At 35.4% G+C, this 21,702-nt stretch carries 17 protein-coding genes; 7 read left to right on the top strand and 10 right to left on the bottom strand.

The annotated features are described in order from the left end of the window. Window positions 1–2: 2 nt before the first annotated feature. From AC5XHR_RS09215 to topA, 10 genes are all read right to left on the bottom strand, one after another. Window positions 3–866, bottom strand: a complete 864-nt coding sequence (locus tag AC5XHR_RS09215) for a polysaccharide biosynthesis/export family protein (RefSeq protein WP_495950484.1) — start codon at window positions 864–866, stop codon at window positions 3–5. A 33-nt stretch (window positions 867–899) separates the two neighbouring features. Beyond that, complete coding sequence (locus tag AC5XHR_RS09210) at window positions 900–2,012, bottom strand: MraY family glycosyltransferase (protein ID WP_495950483.1); 1,113 nt, start codon at window positions 2,010–2,012, stop codon at window positions 900–902. A 170-nt stretch (window positions 2,013–2,182) separates the two neighbouring features. Next, a complete protein-coding gene (locus tag AC5XHR_RS09205) occupies window positions 2,183–3,193 on the bottom strand; it encodes a glycosyltransferase (RefSeq protein ID WP_495950482.1) in 1,011 nt (336 codons plus the stop codon). After that, window positions 3,183–3,962 carry an SGNH/GDSL hydrolase family protein gene (locus AC5XHR_RS09200; RefSeq protein WP_495950481.1) on the bottom strand — a complete coding sequence of 260 codons (780 nt, stop codon included), beginning with the start codon at window positions 3,960–3,962 and terminating at the stop codon, window positions 3,183–3,185. The genes AC5XHR_RS09205 and AC5XHR_RS09200 overlap by 11 nt, the downstream gene beginning before the upstream one ends. A gap of 22 nt (window positions 3,963–3,984) precedes the next feature. Then, a complete protein-coding gene (locus tag AC5XHR_RS09195; protein ID WP_495950480.1) occupies window positions 3,985–5,541 on the bottom strand; it encodes a DUF8728 domain-containing protein in 1,557 nt (518 codons plus the stop codon). An 8-nt stretch (window positions 5,542–5,549) separates the two neighbouring features. After that, window positions 5,550–6,680, bottom strand: a complete 1,131-nt coding sequence (locus tag AC5XHR_RS09190; RefSeq protein ID WP_495950479.1) for an EpsG family protein — start codon at window positions 6,678–6,680, stop codon at window positions 5,550–5,552. Between the two features lie 131 nt (window positions 6,681–6,811). Next, a complete protein-coding gene (locus AC5XHR_RS09185) occupies window positions 6,812–8,167 on the bottom strand; it encodes a hypothetical protein (RefSeq protein WP_495950478.1) in 1,356 nt (451 codons plus the stop codon). Between the two features lie 124 nt (window positions 8,168–8,291). Continuing rightward, the gene (locus tag AC5XHR_RS09180; protein ID WP_495950477.1) at window positions 8,292–11,549 is read right to left on the bottom strand and encodes a T9SS type A sorting domain-containing protein; all 3,258 of its coding nucleotides are present in this window, start codon (window positions 11,547–11,549) and stop codon (window positions 8,292–8,294) included. 112 nt (window positions 11,550–11,661) lie between these two features. After that, window positions 11,662–12,729, bottom strand: coding sequence for a formimidoylglutamase (locus AC5XHR_RS09175; RefSeq protein ID WP_495950476.1), 1,068 nt, complete (start codon window positions 12,727–12,729; stop codon window positions 11,662–11,664). 114 nt (window positions 12,730–12,843) lie between these two features. Then, window positions 12,844–15,417: a type I DNA topoisomerase gene (topA, locus tag AC5XHR_RS09170; RefSeq protein ID WP_495950475.1), complete on the bottom strand. Its 2,574-nt coding sequence runs from the start codon at window positions 15,415–15,417 to the stop codon at window positions 12,844–12,846. Between the two features lie 215 nt (window positions 15,418–15,632). Here topA and ileS point away from each other — a divergent pair, with 215 nt between their 5' ends. From ileS to AC5XHR_RS09135, 7 genes are all read left to right on the top strand, one after another. Continuing rightward, entirely contained in the window at window positions 15,633–19,106 is a 3,474-nt protein-coding gene (ileS, locus tag AC5XHR_RS09165; protein WP_495950474.1) for an isoleucine--tRNA ligase, read from the top strand. Between the two features lie 108 nt (window positions 19,107–19,214). Beyond that, entirely contained in the window at window positions 19,215–19,595 is a 381-nt protein-coding gene (locus AC5XHR_RS09160; protein WP_495950473.1) for a TraR/DksA family transcriptional regulator, read from the top strand. An 89-nt stretch (window positions 19,596–19,684) separates the two neighbouring features. Then, a complete protein-coding gene (locus AC5XHR_RS09155; RefSeq protein ID WP_495950472.1) occupies window positions 19,685–19,927 on the top strand; it encodes a DUF6576 domain-containing protein in 243 nt (80 codons plus the stop codon). A 10-nt stretch (window positions 19,928–19,937) separates the two neighbouring features. Beyond that, on the top strand, window positions 19,938–20,138 hold the full coding sequence (locus tag AC5XHR_RS09150; RefSeq protein ID WP_495950471.1) for a DUF2683 family protein: 201 nt from the start codon (window positions 19,938–19,940) through the stop codon (window positions 20,136–20,138). Further along, entirely contained in the window at window positions 20,138–20,782 is a 645-nt protein-coding gene (locus AC5XHR_RS09145; protein ID WP_495950470.1) for a lipoprotein signal peptidase, read from the top strand. The genes AC5XHR_RS09150 and AC5XHR_RS09145 overlap by 1 nt, the downstream gene beginning before the upstream one ends. Window positions 20,783–20,858: 76 nt before the next feature. Next, window positions 20,859–21,020, top strand: coding sequence for a hypothetical protein (locus tag AC5XHR_RS09140; protein WP_495950469.1), 162 nt, complete (start codon window positions 20,859–20,861; stop codon window positions 21,018–21,020). A 24-nt stretch (window positions 21,021–21,044) separates the two neighbouring features. After that, entirely contained in the window at window positions 21,045–21,686 is a 642-nt protein-coding gene (locus AC5XHR_RS09135) for a SanA/YdcF family protein (protein ID WP_495950468.1), read from the top strand. Window positions 21,687–21,702: the final 16 nt, after the last annotated feature.

Raw genomic sequence — 21,702 nt, 5'->3', positions numbered from 1 at the left:
AATTATAATTTGGTTAGAAGTAAATAAATAGACATAACGGTAGTCAAAAGAGAAACTCCCGTAGTTAGTGTTTGCATAGGATCTTTTCCAAATCCATAAAAACTCTTTGGTCTGGTATTCAAAAATATCATATCTCCATTTTGAATCCAAAAATATTGAGAATTATAAATATCTTCACGTGTTAAATCCAAAGTCACTTTTTTGATTCCTTCTGGATATTTTCTCATCAACGTAACTGCTTTACGATCCACGGTCCTATTAAGTCCTCCATTTTGTGCAAGCGCTTCAAACAAATTTATACTTTGTGCATACGATGATTTAACACCCGTTACCCCAGTAGTTTCAATATCTCCTAATACATAATACGTTATACCATCCATATTCAAACGAACTTCGGTTTTATCTTCCAAAAAATTTTCATTTACTTTTTGTTGGATTTCATCACGAACATCCTTTATTAACCTTCCTTCAGCCTTTAGATATCCCATTCCAATAATATAAATCTCCCCGTTACTATCTACTTTGATACCATTAAAATAAAAACGCGCATCTCCTCCGCCAAATCCAGAGGATCTCCCATCAGCTCCTCCTGACGACCCAGCATTGCCTCCACCTGTACCTCCACTAGTATTTGTATTAAATCTAGAATAAAATTGTGCAGCGTCACCTTTCGGAGTTGTGATAATGTTTAAGGTAAATATGTCATTTTTAGTAATTCGATATTCCGGCATATTATAAGGAATGAGTCCCTCTTCATTAAGTGTCAGACTTTCACTCGGCTGCATGTATCGAACTTCTTTTGTTGTTATACAAGATGTAAGCAACAGTGCTGCAAAAAGTATAATGATATAATTTAATTTTTTCATCTTATTTAAAATGTTTACAAAAGTAAAACTTATTTATGATTTTCGAAGTTTTAGGATTAAACTCGGCAGATATGCTCCTATAAAGCCTAAACCTACAATAATCACTAATAACACATTGTTATTAATATGTCTAAAAAAATAGGCTATACCAACAACAAAAAGGTAATATACTAATATATAAAAAGTGGAGCGTCTATGCGTAATTCCCAATGCCAAGCAACGATGGTGGATATGGTTTTTATCTGCTTCGAATAAGGATTTTTTATTTGAAAGCCTTACGAAAATTACATTAAGCGTATCAATTATTGGAAGAATCAAAATAGCGACTGCAATTACAGGAGCCGACTGAAGATGATACCTTGGGACATTAGGAATTTTTTTATCAATAAAAATATCAATAAAACATATTGCCGTAAATGCTAATAAAAATCCCAAAATCATAGACCCTGTATCTCCCATGAAAATTTTATTTTTTCGATAATTCGACAGATTGTAATATAAAAAAGCTAGAACACAGCCTATAATTACCATGCAAAATACAACAAGTGGATAATTGTAAGGACCTAGTCTAAAATAACTTATCCCAAACATCAAGCTGCATAGAACCGAATATCCGCCAGCAAGACCATCAATCCCATCAATCAAGTTAAATGCATTAACTAGAATAATAAACGTGATGACGCTAAATAATACACTTACATAATAATTTAATTCAAAGATTCCAAAAACCCCAAAAAGGCTTCTAATTCGAACATCAGAACCCACAACTATGAGCACCGAAACCAAAATTTGCGCTAGTAATTTTTTGTAAGCGCGGATAACGACAATATCATCCATCACACCGATGTATAACAGAATAATGAGCGATGCAAATAAAAATTTGTAGATTTCAAACAATTCATATGCAAAAATAGAAGCGCATATTCCTATCGAATAAAAAATGGCAATACCGCCAAGATTGGGAATTTTTCTAAGGTGCGAACTTCTAAACCCTGGCTCATCCATAAGATTTTTTCTTTTTGAAATCTTGATGATTGTTGGGATAGAGAAAAATGTAATAATAAAAGCAAATGTAAAGCCTGCAATAAGCTTTACATAAAATAAGGGTAATCCAAGATTTTTTATAAAATCATCTACTATCTCCATTAAAAACGCTTAAAAAACTTTCTTAATATTAATCACAATGAATTTAATACAAAATCCACTTAATCCTGGTCTATTTTTCATCATTGTGCGCACAAAACTATTAAAAAAAACTCAATTACACTCGCTTTATTTACAATTCATTACTAATATGTATCAATATTATTTCTCCTTTACTTTCTTACTTTCTGTAGTGCATTTACTACTTTTTCCTGTCCTAGAAAAAATAAAACATAATACACCTGTTTCTGAATTGGTAAAGACATTAAATAATTTTGGCCAAAACGTCTATATTTCAACACTTTAATCAAAGACAATCCTCTTTCTTTTCTAAACGATTTAAGTTTAGCTGCCATAATCGTATAGCTTTCTTTATCGTTGACAAAAGCTAGATAGGCCAAAAAAGTATAAACCCCTTCTAGAATTCTAAAATTATCTAGTGCTTCTTTCTCCTGTTTAAATTTGGAAGTAAAAAATACCGTTTCAACATCTTCAACAGCATGTAGAATATCCAATCCCTTTAAAGTGTGGGATTTGGAAATAGATTCAGAACGTTCAAAATATTGATAGTGAAATGTCTGAGTCTGAGCAATCGTTTCACATTCCAAAACTAATTGTGGGATTAGTTGAATATCCTCAAAATGAATTCCTTTTTTAAATCGTTTTTGGTTAAAAAGTTCCCTTTTGAATATCTTATTACAAGCAAAATAACTAATATCGGAGAATAAAGACAGGTTCTTGCTCAATTCAACACATTCGGGGAAATTGGGAAGCTGCGTTAACTTTTGGAGAACAACTCCTTTTTCATCAACTTTCTGAATATTGCAAATCGTTATTTGAGCTTCATGTTTTTCAGCTAGATTAACCATCTCTTCAAACATTGTAGGACTTACATAGTCATCACTATCAACAAAACCAATATACTTTCCAGAAGCTCTATCAAGTCCGTAATTCCTCGCATCACTAAGTCCTCCATTTTCTTTTTTGAATGGAAAAATTTTGTCAGAATAATCGCTTTGAAATTCATCTATAATATCTTGAGAACCATCTGTACTGCCATCATTTACAACCAAAATTTCGATAGAGTCAATAGTTTGTTGTACCAGAGATTGTAAACATCGCGAAAGATAATTCTCGGTGTTATAAACGGGTACAATAATTGAGATAACGACATTACTTTTCAAAATCACTAATTTTTTGTGCTAAAAAACTACTAAAAATATCATAGCCTTTGTGGTTCAAATGTAAAGGATCAGCAAACCAGTTTTTATTCGTATAAAAATTTATATCTACTTCATCAGGATTGATTAAAATTACTTTATCCAAAACGTTATTTTCCTTTAAGTCTAATATAAGTTGTTCTCGATAATCATCAACGGTCAAATCTTCGCCTTTATTTATAAGTTTTGAAGAAACTTTATTACTCAACTTTATAAAACCATTTTTCTCAGCAAAATTTTCGTTAAGACCAACATGGGGCACATTGACAATAATGGGAGTTATTTTATAGTGCAATAATGTATTTATAATCATCCTCATATGGTGCGAATAAAAATCTGGACCAGATTGCGTAATCGCATCGTTAACTCCTGCTAGCACCACACAATATTTAGGTTGATTTTCAATAACTTTCTTTGAAGAATAAAGTTCTCCCTCTGGCTTAAAAAGATTCTCATAGATGTCTTTAGAACGACCACCCGGATTTCCGGACGAAAAAACGTGTGCTTTTACACCTTTACTGTTAAGCTTTTCTTGTACTAACTTTTCTAAATTTTGTCGTACTACCCAACTATCTCCAATAATACCTACTTTGAGATCTGATTGTTTTTGTGGTGGAACAGAGTAATATTCTTTAGCTATTGCATACGCGTATTTTTCGCGATAATACGATATCCCCCAAATAATGGATACACATGCAATTATTAAAATAATATAGATACTCTTTTTCTTCATCTGTGTTATTAAAACTTCATTTTCAATCCACTGTAGTAACCATTACATCTTTAGGAACTTTTTTTGAAAACTCTTGTAGTTGATTTTTGATTTTATCTACATCTTCTTGTTTAGTGGCATAGAAGGAAACTACACTTCCGCCAGAAATATAATTATTCTTGATTTCTAATGCCCCAACTTTTACAAATGTGCTCGGCATTTTCACCCAATGTTCATAAACCATCGCTATCTCAAAACGCCCTCCCTCAGCCATTTTTTGGATATAATCTTGAAGCGGTTTATTATCGGTGAAATTACCGTGATCTTTTTCTCTCAATTTCGCAACTTCGATACTTCCTAAGCCATACGTATCTAACAAATGTATTGGGTTAAAATAGGTTATAGCGCCAATATCATTAGCAATTACATACGAATTACTATAGTATTCATGTAAGAAATTCGATAATTGAATTTGCTGATCAAATATATTTTTAGAAGCATTTTTTTGGTATTTCAACATGGGAATAAATCTCATCGAAAAACTGACCAAAAGCAATGCTAATACTAAATACCTTAAAATAGACTTCGTCCTCGATTTCTGAAAAATAGCCTCTAAAAAAGGGGCAACGGCAAACAAAACGACAACTACCAAATAAGCTTCATATCTAAGAAGCCAACCAAAATTTGCAAATAGTAAGTGAATACTAAAACCTGCGAATACAACCAAGGGTACCGCGATCTCTTTTAAACCTTTTGCTTTAAATGAAGTTTTTAAATATTGAAAAAGATAAACAATTAAAATAAATACAAGGAAAAGCACCGAAAGCGCTCGATATCCATTTCCAGCCACTCGCATAACAAATCCTAAAATACCATCGTTTGTATTCCCCTTGAGAACTAAAGAATTCGGCAAAAAGAAGGAACCTTGTTGCATGGAAATCAAGCCATAAATTATCACAGGTGATATTGCCAATAACCCAAGAACAAAACTCTGCACATACTTTCTTTGAATAAAAAACAAATAAACACACATGAAAAAGATAAAAAACAAACTTTCATATCTAAATCCTGTTGCCAAAATAGAATACAAAACTAAATACAAAAAATTCGTCCAGCTTCCATCAAGAATATATTTTTGAAAGTATATCAAACAAAGTATTAAAGTCAAAGCATGAAGGATATGCTCCATCCCGACCAATGCATTCAAATGAAGTGGAACAAGAAGTACAACTCCAATTAAAACCAGACTATAGACAATTAAAGAGTAGCGCATAAAATAGTTACGCAATACAACTAACAAACAAATACTTCCTAAAACATTTAGCACAATGGGCAGATATTCCCAATTCCCAAAAATTTTTATCAGGATGGATAATAATAAAGTAAAAAAAGGAGATGACGTTGTAGACGAAAACTCATAAGGTGTGATTCCCCACATTCCAAATTCGGCGAAGTTTTTTGCAATCGACAAGTGGATATAGGCATCATCTAATGGATAAATATACTTTCCAGCAAAATCAAATACGACAACTATATTATAAATTACTAATCCTGTGAAAAGTAAAACCGCAACTCCAAAAACTAGATTTTTGTTCCTCATCAAAAAAATTATTTACTCCAAAGGAAATTATTATATGAATCTGGCGTAAACCTATTACTCGCACCCTGATATGCAGCAAATACAAAGTAGTAAAAAATAGAAAATGCAATAAAATAGAAGAAGATTACCCTTTTCGTCCTTTCGTTATCAATTGCAGCAATTATATTCGGTATAACAAGAGGAACAAACCCTAGAAAACTTCCTACTAATCTTGTTGAAAATACAGGATTATCTCTCATAATAAAATAAAGACAAATACCTGAAAGTACAATATTACGCATGTACTCATAATAATATATTTTTTTTGAAGCCACTTCATTAAACACAAGCAGTAGTAAGGAGTAAACAACGATAGACAAGTCACTAAATAGAGACCCTTCTGCTTCGTAGCTAATATACCCTTTATAACCGTCTGATAAATCCTTTATATCAACAGTGTCCAATACTGAAGAAAAGTAGTTATAGATTTGCAAAGGTGAAAGGAGAATACTTATGGCAATAATACCGAAAATACGTGTCGGATTCATTACGACCGTCGCAATCCAATACATTGGAAGAAAAATTATTGTTGATTTATGGAAACCTATCGCTACATAGATACACAATAAATACATCCAAACATTCCGATTCTTAATATATTTAAAAGAAGCCAAACAAAACACCATCCCTAAAGCTTGCCTCATATGTCCACTATCCGCAATAAAATAAGCAGGAATCAAAAATAACAAAATGGAAAAAACCGGATATGCTGAGTTCCGATAATATGAAATAAACTTTATCGAAATTGTAATGATAGCGCTTACTAGAGTCAGTACAAAAAATGGAGAAATTCCAAAGAAAAAGACAAGCTTATTTAACATAATGTAAAGCCATTCTATCTCAATATTCGTATCTCTAAACAAACCTTTATCAATGAGTTCAGAAATCTCTAATGTTGGAAAATAGAGATAGTACATCTGCTCATACACCGGATAATCGGCCCCAACAGACTTTCTTAGTCCAATGGCAAGTATCATAAAGACACCTACAATCCAAAGTACAATTGTCGTACTTTTCTTATCTCTACCATTTACTTCTGCAATACTGTACAGTACCAGAAAGACAAATAATAGAGTAAAAATTGGGTGTAAAACTGCCATTTAACGTTATAAATTATTTTTTCAAAATCAGATGGGCAAATATATTAAATAAATTATCTCCTACGGGTTCTAAATTAATGAAAAGGCAAACTAATTCAGCTTAAAAGTATCAACTTTTAAAGGACCAAAACTTACCAAAAGAAATTACCTATCATTTGCATACCGAACGTCTGAAACAAACATAAAACATAAAGAATGGAAAAATTTTCGGAGGTGATATTTTTTAACAAGAGAACAAAAAATGGAACGATATACAAACATGCTCTTGCCGTTTCACCCGTCCCATAAGCCCCTGTCAAAAACATAACAGCCAAAGCAAGAATTCCAGAAATGCTAATTATTTTAACCGGCAGATCATCCGATGTCAATTTACTTTTATTCGAAAACAAAACGGCAATAAAACCAAATGATAGAAACAAAAGGATTTCAGCAATATTTTCAATTCTAGTAAAAAAGTAAATTAAAGGTTGATGCAAAAGCCTAAAACCATTTGGGTTTTCGGAGTGGGATGCCAGCAGAAAAACTTCATAATGATTATAGCTCGTAAACACAAACAATAAAATCAGTCCAATTAAGAAGCTTGCTCCACATATCAAACTAAAAATAAAAAAATCATATTTTCTCTTAAATAAGAAATAAAGTGTGATAAGCCCTAAAACAGCGAACAAAAACAATCCTGAAAAACTCAGCATGTTTGTAAAAAACAAACCTAAAACTGTATAAAAAACCGAAAAAAAATCGATCTTTTTACGATTTATAAAACGCGTAATTCCTAAAATAAAAATCAACGTAGACGTTAAAACCAATGCATCAATAGAAACAAATAAATAAATATTTACAGAAGGAATCACCGCAAATAAAAGCAGTAATTGCTTTGCTCTTTCCTTCGCAATATTAAGATTCAACATACTTTTGTAAAATAGTGGAAAGGACAGCCCTCCCAAAACTGAAAAAACAATTGCGATAGAGGCGATACTGCCACCGGATGTTTGTAAAATCCAATAATGCAATAAAGTTGTAAATGGTGGATGTGTTTTCGTGTGCAACTGAAAGGTTTCAATGTTTTTGCTGAAATCTTTTAACCACAAATCTCCGTTCGTAATCGCAATAGCATCGGTGTAATATTGCCTCCCTTTTAAATAAATAGGCTCCATAAAACCTATCGAAAAACTTCCCTGACTTAAATTCCCCAATACAACCAAGAAAAAACAAAAGATAGTTAAAACAAAAACATTCATTTTGTCAAGAAATTTTAAAGAAAAAATCCCGCAAACTAAAAATGCTGTCGCGAAGAAAAAACTTGACCAAAGAAAAGCATTCGGGTAAATCACAGAAAAAGGAAACAGAATCCCAGTTCCTGTATAGCCATCATGAAAATGCTGATAATAAAAATTAGCACCGGCTAAAACTAACCAGATAAAAATGGCAATAAAAAAGATTGACCAAGGAAATTTCTTTATCGAATTCCTTTCAATAAATTGATGCATCAATGTGTAGTTTTTATCATTCGCCTTGGGTATTGGCAAAACAATGAGCGCAAATATAAGGAATGTGTTACGGACTAGGTAGTAATCGTAAAAAAAACGCAACTTTAAGTTGCGTTTTTCGTATTTATCGTTTTAAAATCTTAATTACCGCTTCACGATTATTAATATTAAGTAAATATACTCCAGGAAGCAATCCCGAAAGATCGGTTTCGTTCTGTAAAAACTTCCCAGACCTAACCACTTTTCCTGTCATATCAACAACTTGATAAGTATAAACCTTATTACTGTTTCCGTTTATTTTTAAAATAGAACTTACTGGGTTAGGATACGCCTTCAGTTTATCGTTAGATTCTTGGGATGCATTATCATCCGTCCCTAACGTACCTCCATCCAAAGGTAAAATTTCTAGTGGACCTCCTTCAATTCCATTTACTATAGGTTTAATTTTCACACATCGGCAACTCGCTCCAAAATAAGGATCCGCATTATCGTCGTAGGTTGCCATGTATTTTGAACTCACGTTAGCCGCCATACTTATAGGTCTACCATAACTTCCAGACATTCCCGCCATCCACATTTTATAAAAACCAATATCAACGGTAGAGTTGATCACACTTGCGCTGTTGTCATATACCGAACGAGAACCTCTAATCCCCGAAATTGGGTAGTTACCAATTTTGTATGCCGCATTATCAAATAGAAATCCCCAATGCCCACTGTATGTAAAATACGTCCCTTGAAAAGTCGTTGCTACAGGAGCGTATGCAGATTCATTCACATTTTTCTTATAATAAGGCGTAAGACCGTAATTAACATTGGCTAAGGAAGTTCCTAACACATCAGGAATTCGCCAACCTTCAGGACAAGGGTCAAAGACAGATTTCTCCTCGCCTCTACCCCATCTATTGGCAGCCAAATTTGTTTCCATACTCAACCAATCCGTTCCATTTGTATATCCTGCTTGGTAAGGTTGTTTGGCACTAGGCATCATAAAAACTAATGGATTATTGACAGAATACGTCAAAATTTTTGAAATCTTAGCCGAAATTTTATCGGTAGCTAAGATATTAGACGACGTATTGTAGGTATTAGATGGAACCACATACGATGTATTATAAGTAGACCCGTCTATTGTTGTTGGGTAGCTTACCGTTCCGTCAGACGCAACTTTTCCTAAGTAAATACTATAGGACGCTTGACCAATATTAACAAATGAAGGAATCGGATCTTTTCGCCCCCATTGGTAATGCAAACCTCCAGATTGTCTAATTTTAGCCAAATTCGTTGCATTTGGTGTTCCCGAAATTGTTGGAAACTCATCTCTTGCTCCTAAATTACGATCCATAAATTCTGTACTTAATACATTTCCAGGTTTTACATAATTTAGATAGTTAGAAGCTTCTGCAACAGCTACATCCGTTACATAGGGAACTGTTGTGATTTCAGAATTAGTAACCCAAACATGCCAGCTCCAATAGACTGGATTAGTCAAACTTCCATTATGTAAGGTAATTACAGCATTCCCACTTTGATTTGCACCGATTTTAACATCAATATTTGTATTTGTTATTGCGGCTAGCGACGCAGGAGATGGATTTGCAATGGTAACCTTGGTAACCAAAGAAGGATTATCCGTCCATAAAACATTCGCTTTTAAATCTTTATAATTTGCCGAATTTAAAATTTCTTTGTTCCCTAACACAGAACTTTGAACAGAAAATGCTTTACTTATCGGAATAGACAGCATGGTCTCTGTCACGGATTTTACTAAAGTATAGCTATTCGGATTTTTCATTCCCTCTTTGTACTCCACTTCATCATTAAAAAACTCCGTTGGGAAATTATAGTTATTAACTACAAACAAAGGGTCTTTTACACATCGACATCCAATTGCGTCAGAAGTTACACTTCCGCCAATTGGGTTATAATTAAATCTTCCCGTAACATTTGGCAATGAGGGATCCGGAATATCTCCTTGACTCTTATCTGGAGTTAAACCAAAGGATGCTGCACTAACCACACTTGTGTCATTAGTCGCCCATTTAACCATGGTTGCCGTCCAAAGACCAACATGATGCTGATCGGTATATTGTCCGTTGTGATAATTTCTTAAAATAGCACCGGTACCAGGAAAAACACCCATATTGTTCCCTCCAACCTTACTCATGTCAATCCCAAAATTTGAGTAAACCTTAAATCCTTTAAAATACGATGGGACATTGGTATCATTAGGTTTTATTAAATACATTCGAATTCCACCAAATAAATCCAAATCGCTTTGCTTCATATTTCTTTTAATCCCGTAAGGGCTAAAATCTAAACGTACGTCTCCAATATTTGCAACGAGCATTGAGGGAACTCGCCATCCATTTGGACAAGGATCAAAAGATGACTTATTGCGATAAGGAGCTGCATTTGCATCATCATTGTAATTCGTATTGCTTGCTAAACCTTTAGAGTTATCGGACCACAAATTCAATTGACTTAGATTAACCGGATCCAGTCCTGTTAAATTCCCAAACCAGTTTACGGGCAAATTGGCATTATTTCCGTACAAAGCCTGCCCAGAATTATCGTCCTTATTAACATAAATCAAACTAAGAGGGTTCTTAACCGCCAACCTGATATTATCTTTTACATTAGCATCTGATAGTTTCACCAATTTTGTCAAAGCATTAATTGGCGTCCACGTTGTAGTACCCGTGTTATCAATAAAACCTTGATGTCGAATTCTACCAGCAGATCCTGTCACTTCATAGAAATCATTCCCTTTGTACAATAAAGGCGGGATAGGATCTTTCCTTCCCCACTGATACAACAATCCTCCATTTTTTATCCAATTTCCAGAAGTTATAGAACTTCCTACTGCACCTAAATTCCGATCCATCCATTGCCAATCCGAAGACGGAATTAACTCCACAGTTCCATCACTTTTTTCTCTTTTAAGCGCGTCAAAACTTTTATAGGTAGGACCTTGTGTGGGATCATCTGTTACCCAAACATGCCATGACCAAAGGATTTCACCATTAACTTTGTATGCAATAACTGCATTTCCTTTTTTGGATTTGTCTATTGGGATTTTAATCTTTGCATCAGTACCCCAACCAATAATATCAAGCGAATAATTAGTTCCCGATTTTATCAGACCTGGAACATCTTCCCACAAAACATCTGCTGTAATTGTTCCAGAAGGCGTAGCAGCTCCTCCCATATAATCACCTGAACTCCACATCGCATAGGCTTTCGCAACAGGAATATACATACCATCATTAACCTGATTGGGTTCAAAAATATAACTGTTGGGCGCAAAACGATAATCGTTAGTTTGGGCCATGCTCAAAAGTGAACATAAGAATAGCCCAGAAAATAGAATTTTCTTCATAAGCATTTGTGTTTTTATACTAAAAATGAAAGAGTTGGATATTTAAAAGTTTTAAACGTCCAACTCTTTCAAATGTAAAGAAAAATCCTTTACTATTTAAATTAATATTTATTTATCTCAATCTTGGGTTCAAAACGCCTCGTTTCGCTTGTTCGTAGTCGTCCGACGAACATGGAGTCCAATCTGCGATTGCTTCGCCTTCACCGAAATACCATAGATTACTAAACGTATCTCGCTTGAAGGAATACAAGGAATCATTTACCATAACAACAAATGTCTCGTATTCACGCTCTTTTGGATGCGATTTCTGGATATTAATCCCTTCAATTAAATACCAAATCATTTGAGCCAACAATTGATGATTCAATACCGAATCTGCATCAAAATTGAAATTAAATAAGCCAAAAGCTTTCAAATTTTCACCTATTCCAATTTCTTGCATGTAGGCGCAAATCTCTCTACGATTAAGTCCATTTACCTGAGGATGAATCGAGAATGGTTCTTGGAAACTTTCCACCGCATCGCAATTCAACGTCACTAAATCTGCACAACGGAAAAAAGGTTCCATCTTGTTAGTAGCCCCCATCATTTCGGCAAGTCGAATGACATCAAATTCGACTTCTTTAATCAGTTTTACCGAATCAACTTCATTCAAATGCTTTTGATATCCTAAAAGATGGAAATCTTTCAACGAAAAATTTTTGGTACTGAAGATTTTATTCAAAAAATTCTTTTCATTGATTCCCTCACCTTCGTCAACAAGGGAAACTATGTTTGAAATCTGTGTATATCGAATGTTTTTTTGATGAAAATTAAGCGCATAAAAAAGAGAATACGCCAAATCGGAGCTTCCACCAATAATGACTGGAATTGCATTTTTATACAAACAAGCGGAAACCACTTCCTGCAAAGCATAATGCGTATCTTCATGCGATTTCCCAGAGATTAAATCGCCCAAATCACAAATTGGAAGTTCAAAATCCAACTTAGATAACTTGTAAAAATACTTTCTAAAAGTCGTAAAGTTTTGAATTTCAGCCTCACCTCGCGCACCACGATAATCGGATGCAAAAACGAGAATGATGCTGTTTTCTACTATTTCGTTTTGGATCAGGCTTCCCACTTGCCATGGCTCTGTTTTGAAAGCCCTCGGTGGAATGATGAAATCATCTAAATTCATAAAAAACTTTTCGCAAACTTAATCTTTTCCTATCTAAAAATAAACTTAAAAAAAGTCGACCATTCCAATTTACCAATAAAAAAGACATCTACAAAACTTGCAGATGGCTTTTCTTTATTTTTTCGGACTTGCCTTTTTGGTTGTCGTCGCTTTCTTTGCTGTGGTTGTTTTTTTTGCAGCGGTCTTTTTGGCTGGCGCTTTTTTCTTGGTCTCAAAAGCTTTCGGGTCTTGCTCTTTAATCCAAGCTTTTACCGTTTCCAAATCCATTTGCTTTAATTCTTCGGCATCGTATTTTTCTCCGTCTGCTCTTTTCGGAATTTTAAGATTCGTTTTTCCAAATTTGATGAAAGGTCCCCAACGTCCATTTTCCAAAGCGATTTTCTCATCTTCCCATTGTTGAATGTAACGATTGGCTTCTTTCTCTAATTTAGCATCGATTAACTCAACAATATCCGATTGCGACAAGTTGTTAAAATCGTACTTTTTAGGAACATTAACATAAATCGATTTGTATTTAATAAACGGTCCAAAACGCCCAGTTCCTTTCGTTACTGGCTCGCCTTTATAGCTTGCAATCGGCGCATCTGCTTTTTGCTTTTCTTTGATAATTTCCTCGGCACGATCTTGATCAACCGACAATGGATCTTCACCTTTCGGGATGGAAATGTAAGTTTCGCCCCATTTCACATACGGTCCAAAACGTCCAACACCAATCGCAACAGTTTGACCTTCGTATTCATTTAATTCGAATGGAAGTTTGAATAATTCCAAAGCTTCCTCCAATGAAATTGTTGCAATATTTTGACCGCTTAACAATGACGCAAAAATTGGTTTTTCTTCATCATCTTGCTCACCAATCTGAATCATCGGTCCAAAACGACCAATTCTCGCATGAACTTGCTTCCCAGATTTTGGATCAATACCCAAAATACGTTCTCCAGTTGCACGTTCCGCATTCTCCTCAACATCTTCGATTCTCGGATGGAATTTGGAATAGAAATCCGTCATCATTTTTTTCCATTCTTCAGAACCATCTGCAATTTCGTCAAAACTTCCTTCAACACGCGCCGTAAAGCCGTAATCTAAAATCTCTTGGAAATTGTCAATCAAGAAGTCATTAACCACTTCACCGATGTCTGTCGGAACGAATTTGTTTTTATCACCACCAAACTTCTCGTCAAGGACTTCTTTTTTAATCGCCCCTTTCGTTAACGAAATACGAACAACTTCTCGCGTTTGTGGTTCAATCTCGCGTTTGTCAACATACTCACGATTTTGAATCGTCTGAATTGTCGGCGCGTACGTCGATGGACGACCAATCCCCAATTCTTCAAGTTTTCTAACCAAACCAGCTTCCGTGTAACGCGCACTTGGCTTGGTAAATTTTTCTGAAGCTGTAATTTTTTTATAGTCTAAAACTTCTCCGATTTTAACTTTCGGAAGCAGTTTTTCGTTGTTTTCTTCATCGTCCTCTTCCGTTTTCACAATTCCGTAAGCCTTAAGGAAACCATCAAAAACAATAACTTCTCCTTGCGCTTCAAAATGCTGCGGCAAGCTTGGATTTCCGATTTCGATAACAGTTTTCTCGATTTTAGCATTTGACATTTGCGACGCTAAAGTTCGGCGGTAAATCAATTGATACAATTTGCTCAATTGCGCATCACCAATTGTTTTAACACCAAAATCCGTTGGACGAATCGCCTCGTGTGCTTCTTGTGCAGACGCCGATTTGGTCGTATAATTTCTTGGTTGAGAATAATCTGCACCGTATTCCGAAAGGATTTGCGCTTTTGCACCATTAATCGCTTCCTGAGAAAGATTCACGGAATCCGTTCTCATATACGTGATGAAACCTTCTTCGTAAAGGCGCTGCGCCAAACGCATCGTTGTGGTCACGTTGTAACCCAAACGCGAAGACGCCTCTTGTTGCAAAGTCGAAGTTGTAAACGGCGCCGACGCAGAACGTGTTCCTGGCTTGGTTTCAACATTAAGAACTTTGAAATCTGTATTTTTTGCTTGTTCTAAAAAGTTTTCCGCATCGGATTCTTTAGAAAAGTCTTTTTTAAGTTTAGCAGCGATTTCTTGCTTACCATCGTTTAAGAAAACCGCATCAACCTTGAAACTTGCTGTTGGCTTGAAATGTCTAATTTCTTTTTCACGCTCAACAATTAGTCGCACTGCAACCGATTGAACTCGACCTGCAGAAAGTCCTGGTTTTACTTTTTTCCAAAGAACAGGTGACATTTCGAAACCTACAATTCTATCCAAAACGCGTCTTGCTTGTTGCGCATTGACTAAATTTTGATCAATATCTCTTGGATTTTCGATTGCTTTCAGAATCGCATTTTTTGTAATCTCATGGAAAACAATACGTTTTCTGTTGTCGGGTTTTAATTTCAGTTCTTCTGCCAAATGCCAAGCAATTGCTTCTCCCTCGCGGTCCTCATCGGATGCTAGCCAAACCATTTCGGCTTTTTTGACAGCAGCTTTCAACTCGGCAACCAATTTCTTTTTATCGGCAGAAACCTCGTAATCTGGCGTGAAAGACGACAGGTCGATTCCCATTCCTTTTTTCGGCAAATCCCTTATGTGACCGAAGCTGGACTTCACTTCGAAATCCTTCCCCAAGTACTTTTGGATGGTTTTTGCTTTTGCTGGTGACTCAACGATAACTAGATTTTTGGACATTCTGAAATTTTTTGCAAAAGTAGAAGTTTTTTATTAAATGCTTTTTTTTCGCATACTTTTTTTCTAACATATTACTAAGGAAATGAATTTCACACGTTTATAAAATCATAAAAATGAAGGATAAAACATTATTTATCAACTGTTTTATGCAATGATTTTTCATCAAAATTCACTATATTCGCAAACTTAATTTTAAAGTAAGAAGAGACATCTCAATGAAGAAGTTTAACGAATATAAAAACCTAAACCTTAGTCAGGTTGCAGAAAATGTTGCTGCTAACTGGAAGGAAAACGACACTTTCAAAAAATCCGTGGAAATCCGCGAAGGGCATCCAGAATTCGTATTTTACGAAGGACCACCATCTGCAAACGGACTTCCGGGCATTCACCACGTTATGGCGAGAGCGATTAAGGATATTTTTTGTCGTTTCCAAACGCAAAATGGAAAACAAGTTTTCCGTAAAGCAGGTTGGGACACACACGGACTTCCTGTGGAATTGGGCGTTGAGAAAGAATTAGGCATCACCAAAGAAGATATCGCAAAGAAAATTTCCATTGAAGAATACAACCAAGCTTGTCGCAATGCGGTAATGCGCTACACCGACATTTGGAATGACCTTACCGAAAAAATCGGTTATTGGGTAGATTTGGAAGATCCATACATCACTTACGAACCAAAATACATGGAGTCGGTTTGGTGGTTGTTAAAGCAATTGTATGATAAAAACTTGTTGTACAAAGGTTACACCATTCAGCCGTATTCGCCGAAAGCGGGAACAGGACTTTCTTCTCACGAGTTGAATCAACCAGGAACATATCGCGACGTTTCGGATACGACAGTTGTGGCTCAATTTAAAGTTAAAAAACTGTCTGAAAAAGTAGCTTCGAAATTAGGTCAAACTAAAGTTGAAGCTTGTGATATTGCAGAAAACACATGTGGTGGCGCTTTACATTGGGAAGAATTTGATAATGAAAAAGAGCAGCCAATTCACATTTTGGCTTGGACGACAACACCTTGGACTTTGCCTTCTAACACGGCTTTGACGGTTGGTACGAACATCGATTATGTTTTAGTAAAAACTTTTAATCAATATACTTTCGAGCCGATAAATATTATCTTGGCGAAAGCTTTGGTAGCAAAACAATTCGGGAAAAAATTCGTGGAAGGAACAAGTGAAGATTTTGCAAATTACACTGCGGAATCTAAAACAATTCCTTACCAAGTTTTAGCAGAATTCAAAGGTTCAGATTTGGTTGGAACGACATATGAGCAATTGGTTCCTTGGTTTTTACCAGCTGAAAATCCTGAAAAAGCCTTTGTCGTAATTCCTGGAGATTTCGTGACAACGGAAGACGGAACGGGAGTTGTGCACACGGCGCCGACTTTTGGTGCAGATGATGCTAAAGTGGCTAAAGACGCTGGTGTTCCGCCAATGTTGGTGAAAGACGAAAACGACAATTTGGTGCCGTTGGTGGATTTGCAAGGTCGTTTCATTAAAGGTGAAAATGTCCCTGAATTATTTTCAGGAAAATATATTAAAAACGAATATTACGACGACGGAACGGCGCCTGAGAAATCTTGGGATGTGGAATTAGCGATTTTGCTAAAAACCGAAAACAAAGCTTTCAAAGTAGAAAAATATGTCCACAGTTATCCGCATTGTTGGAGAACGGACAAACCAGTTTTATACTATCCCTTGGATTCTTGGTTCGTGAAAATGTCTTCCGTTAAAAACCGTTTAGTTGAATTGAATGAAACGATTAATTGGAAGCCAAAATCTACCGGTGAAGGACGTTTTGCGAATTGGTTAGAAAACGTAAACGATTGGAATCTTTCTCGTTCAAGATATTGGGGAATTCCGTTGCCGATTTGGAGAACTGAGGATTTAAAAGAAGAAATCATCATTGGTTCGGTTGAAGAATTATACAACGAAATCGAAAAATCGATTGCAGCAGGTTTCATGACGGAAAATCCTTTCAAAGGTTTTGAAATTGGAAACATGGCGAAAGAAAACTATGAAATCATCGACCTTCACAAAAATGTGGTGGACAAAATCGTTTTGGTTTCAACATCTGGAAAAGCTATGAAGCGCGAAAGCGACTTAATCGACGTTTGGTTCGATTCTGGAGCGATGCCTTATGCACAATTGCATTATCCATTCGAGAACAAAGCAATGATCGACGATAGAAAAGCCTATCCAGCAGATTTCATCGCGGAAGGTGTGGATCAAACGCGTGGTTGGTTCTACACGCTGCATGCGATTGCGACGACGGTTTTCGATTCTGTAGCTTATAAAAATGTGGTTTCTAACGGTTTGGTTTTAGACAAAAACGGACAAAAAATGTCGAAACGTCTAGGAAATGCCGTTGATCCTTTTGAAACACTTTCGGTTTACGGTCCTGATGCGACGCGTTGGTACATGATTTCGAATGCAAATCCTTGGGAAAATCTAAAATTCGATATCGAAGGAATTGATGAAGTTCGTAGAAAGTTCTTCGGAACGCTTTATAACACCTATTCATTCTTCGCTTTATATGCAAACGTTGATGGATTTAATTATTCAGAAAAAGACGTTGAAAACCGTCCAGAAATCGACCGTTGGATTTTATCCGAATTAAATCTTTTAATTAAAGACGTAAAAGCATTCTACGAAGATTACGAGCCAACAAAAGTGGCAAGAGCGATCAATACTTTTGTGAACGATAATTTATCGAACTGGTACGTTCGTTTATGCAGAAGACGTTTCTGGAAAGGCGATTACAGCGATGATAAAATTTCGGCTTACCAAACTTTATACAGATGTTTGGATACAATTGCAAAACTTTCGGCTCCAATTGCGCCATTCTTTATGGACCAATTGTACCAAGATTTGAATGCTGTAACAGGAAAAACAAACGGCGAATCTGTGCATTTAACAGACTTCCCAGTTGCTGATGAAAGTTTAATAGATACCGATTTGGTTGAAAAGACGCATTTGGCGCAACAAATCACGTCGATGGTATTCTCTTTAAGAAAAAAAGAAAACCAAAAAGTTCGTCAGCCGCTTCAAAAAGTGATGATTCCAGTTTTGGACGCTAAAACAGAAGCACAAATTAATGCTGTTGCGGAATTAATTAAACAAGAAGTGAACGTAAAAGAACTTCAATTAATTAATGCAGAACAAGCGGCAAGTATTATTGTAAAACAAATAAAACCGAACTTTAAAACCTTAGGCTCGAAGTTAGGAAAAGATATGAAAGCCGTTGCAGGAGAGATTTCTGCTTTCACCAGTGAGCAAATCGCAGATCTTGAAAAAACTGGAAAAGCTACAGTTTCTGGACACGAAATCACGATTGATGATGTTGAAATTTTCACATCAGATATCCCAGGTTGGACGGTGGCAAGTGAAGGAAAAATCACTGTGGCATTAGATTTGACGTTAACGGACGAATTGAAATCGGAAGGAATTGCAAGAGAATTCATCAACCGCGTTCAAAACCTTAGAAAAGAAAAAGATTTTGAGCTAACGGATAGAATATCAATTCAATTGGAAGAAGCTTCTCCGTTCAAAACAGAACTTATCAACAATGAAGCATATATTTGTGCTGAAGTGTTGTCGGATAAAATAGAATTTGTAAATTCACTAACCTCATTCGACGAAATCGAAATCGATGAAGTAAGTTTTAAAGTAAGTGTAAACAAAATGTAAGAATATGAAAATTTGAGAATGAGATAATTAGATAATGAGACGAAATTTCATTATTTACCTCAGAATTATCAGATTAACACATTACCACATTATCAAATTAAAAAAAATATGGCAGAAGATAGAGTACGATATAGTGACGCGGATTTGCAGGAATTCAAGAAAATCATTCAGGAAAAAATTGAAAAAGCTGAAAAAGATTTAACATTGATTAATGAAAGCTTCCTAAACGATCAAAACAACGGAACCGACGATACCTCACCAACCTTCAAAGCATTTGAAGAAGGAGCAGAAACGTTGAGCAAAGAACAAAATGCAATTTTGGCAGGTCGTCAAGAAAAGTTTATTCGTGACCTTAAACACGCATTAATCCGTATTGAAAATAAAACCTACGGCGTATGTCGAGTAACCGGAAAATTAATTCCGAAAGAAAGACTTATGGCTGTTCCTCATGCAACCTTGAGCATCGAGGCTAAAAATATGCAACGATAAATTCGTGCAAAATACAATGTAGTAATGTACAAAGTATGATGCGTTTTTTCTAAGATGCTATATACTTTGTACATTTTAAGTATACATTCATGGATATTGTAATTTTAGTGCTTTTGACAGCTGCGATCTTTGGGTTTTATTTCAGAAACGAGATTAAGGAGAAACTAGGTCCATCCAAAGCAAAAAACTATACATTAGACGATCGTTACAATTCCGAAAAGAGAGATCGAGAAAAAGAAATTGATTCTCTACTCTCCAAAATTGGTACAAATGGTTTAGACGACCTTTCTTCTCGTGAACGAAAGCGTCTCGATGAACTTTCAAAAAAATAGCAACTAAAAAATGGAATCCATTATCGTTTATCCTAAAAATTCAATGGAAATGACCGCTTTAAAACGTGTTTTAAAGGACATGAACATTAATTTTGAAAAAAACAATCATAGAAGTTCTAGTAAAAGTCCGAAAACTGAAAAGAAAATTTTCGATAAGAAGATTGAAAAATCAGTAAAGAACTTGAAAAACAATCCAAACAAAGGGTCGTAATGAAGAAAATTGCCCTGATTACATTCTTGATTTTATTACTAGATCAAGCTTCAAAATTTTACATCAAAACTCATTTTCATCTTGGTGAAAGCGTTGAAATTTTCGGCCTTAGTTGGGCACGATTAACCTTTGTAGAAAATCCAGGAATGGCGTATGGCGTTCAGTTTGGTGGACTTTTAGGAAAATATGCACTCGTTATTCTACGTATTGTCTTAATTGGTGGAATGGTTTATCTGTTCAAAAAATGGCTTAAAGAAGGAGCTTCCAATTATTTAATTATCCCAATGTCTATTATCTTCGCAGGAGCTATTGGAAACTTGATTGACGGCATGTTTTACGGAATGATCTTCGATAGCGGAACGGTTTTCGACGAAAGCATCGGTAGATGGATTGAATATGGTGGAATTTCCAAAGTGGTTCCTTTTAGCGAAGGCTACTCACACTTTATGAAAGGATGCGTTGTTGATATGCTTCATTTCCCATTGGTAGACACAACTTGGCCAGATTGGGTTCCTGTTGTAGGCGGAAAACCATTAGAATTCTTCAAATATATTTTTAATATTGCAGATTCTGCAATTACGGTTGGCGCGGTTCTTCTGTTTATTTTCAGAAAAAAAGCCTTTCCTAACGGAATTGATTTTTAACCTCAAATACTTGAAAATCTAAAGATTAAATTGAGTCGATAGGATTTTTTTGTAAATTGGCTAAAAACTAATTGTCATGACTTATCCAATTATCGCAGCAGTTTTGATCATCTTATTTGTTGGATATCTTGGGGTTCTGCTTCTCAGAAAAGACTACCAGAAAGCCAAAGCAATTTTGTACCCTGGCTTATTCTTTATTGCGATTTGGGCAGTAATCTATTATTTACTTTTCAAATAACAACCTTTATAAACACGATCTGCATTGAAATTTCTAAAGAAAATACTACTAATAGGACTGATAGTTAGCATTGTATCAGCCCTTTTTGTTTGGTGGGCCAATTCAACGATTGAATACGACACCGAAGATTATAATACGTATAATCTTACGAATCTTCCCAATGAAAAAGTGGGTTTAGTATTGGGAACAAGTAAAACCTTGTCTGACGGAAGAGTGAATTTGTATTTCAAATATCGAATTGATGCCGCAACCGAACTCTATAAAGCTGGAAAAGTCCAGTATTTTATTGTGAGTGGCGATAATTCCGTGGAACACTACAACGAACCAGAAGACATGAAACTCGCTTTAATGGCGAATGGGGTTCCAGAAAGTCAAATTTTTGAAGATTTTGCTGGTTTCCGAACTTTGGATTCTGTGGTTCGAGCTAAAGAAATTTTTGGTCAAAAGTCATTTATCATTATTTCACAGCGTTTTCACAACGAAAGAGCGATATTTTTAGCGCAGAAAAACGGAATCGAAGCATATGGATACAATGCTAAAGATGTGAATGCGTATTCAGGTTTCAAAACCAATCTTCGAGAAAAATTTGCTCGCGCAAAGGTTTTCTTGGATTTTGCATTGGGTGTTGAACCAAAATTCGGCGGCGATAAAGTTCACATTCCATAAGATTTCCGTAATTTCG

The organism is Kaistella sp. CFF1-2 (assembly GCF_059509915.1).
Note: the sequence above shows the minus strand (reverse complement) of the source record. Positions and strands in the feature narration are given on the sequence as shown.

Coding starts and splice junctions, on each gene's coding strand:
- AC5XHR_RS09210 (WP_495950483.1), bottom strand. CDS start 2,012: ATGGAGATAGTAGATGATTTTATAAAAAATCTTGGATTACCCTTATTT.
- topA (WP_495950475.1), bottom strand. CDS start 15,417: ATGTCCAAAAATCTAGTTATCGTTGAGTCACCAGCAAAAGCAAAAACC.
- ileS (WP_495950474.1), top strand. CDS start 15,633: ATGAAGAAGTTTAACGAATATAAAAACCTAAACCTTAGTCAGGTTGCA.
- AC5XHR_RS09195 (WP_495950480.1), bottom strand. CDS start 5,541: ATGAGGAACAAAAATCTAGTTTTTGGAGTTGCGGTTTTACTTTTCACA.
- AC5XHR_RS09215 (WP_495950484.1), bottom strand. CDS start 866: ATGAAAAAATTAAATTATATCATTATACTTTTTGCAGCACTGTTGCTT.
- AC5XHR_RS09145 (WP_495950470.1), top strand. CDS start 20,138: ATGAAGAAAATTGCCCTGATTACATTCTTGATTTTATTACTAGATCAA.
- AC5XHR_RS09140 (WP_495950469.1), top strand. CDS start 20,859: ATGACTTATCCAATTATCGCAGCAGTTTTGATCATCTTATTTGTTGGA.
- AC5XHR_RS09160 (WP_495950473.1), top strand. CDS start 19,215: ATGGCAGAAGATAGAGTACGATATAGTGACGCGGATTTGCAGGAATTC.
- AC5XHR_RS09150 (WP_495950471.1), top strand. CDS start 19,938: ATGGAATCCATTATCGTTTATCCTAAAAATTCAATGGAAATGACCGCT.
- AC5XHR_RS09155 (WP_495950472.1), top strand. CDS start 19,685: ATGGATATTGTAATTTTAGTGCTTTTGACAGCTGCGATCTTTGGGTTT.
- AC5XHR_RS09190 (WP_495950479.1), bottom strand. CDS start 6,680: ATGGCAGTTTTACACCCAATTTTTACTCTATTATTTGTCTTTCTGGTA.
- AC5XHR_RS09185 (WP_495950478.1), bottom strand. CDS start 8,167: ATGCATCAATTTATTGAAAGGAATTCGATAAAGAAATTTCCTTGGTCA.
- AC5XHR_RS09180 (WP_495950477.1), bottom strand. CDS start 11,549: ATGAAGAAAATTCTATTTTCTGGGCTATTCTTATGTTCACTTTTGAGC.
- AC5XHR_RS09200 (WP_495950481.1), bottom strand. CDS start 3,962: ATGAAGAAAAAGAGTATCTATATTATTTTAATAATTGCATGTGTATCC.
- AC5XHR_RS09175 (WP_495950476.1), bottom strand. CDS start 12,729: ATGAATTTAGATGATTTCATCATTCCACCGAGGGCTTTCAAAACAGAG.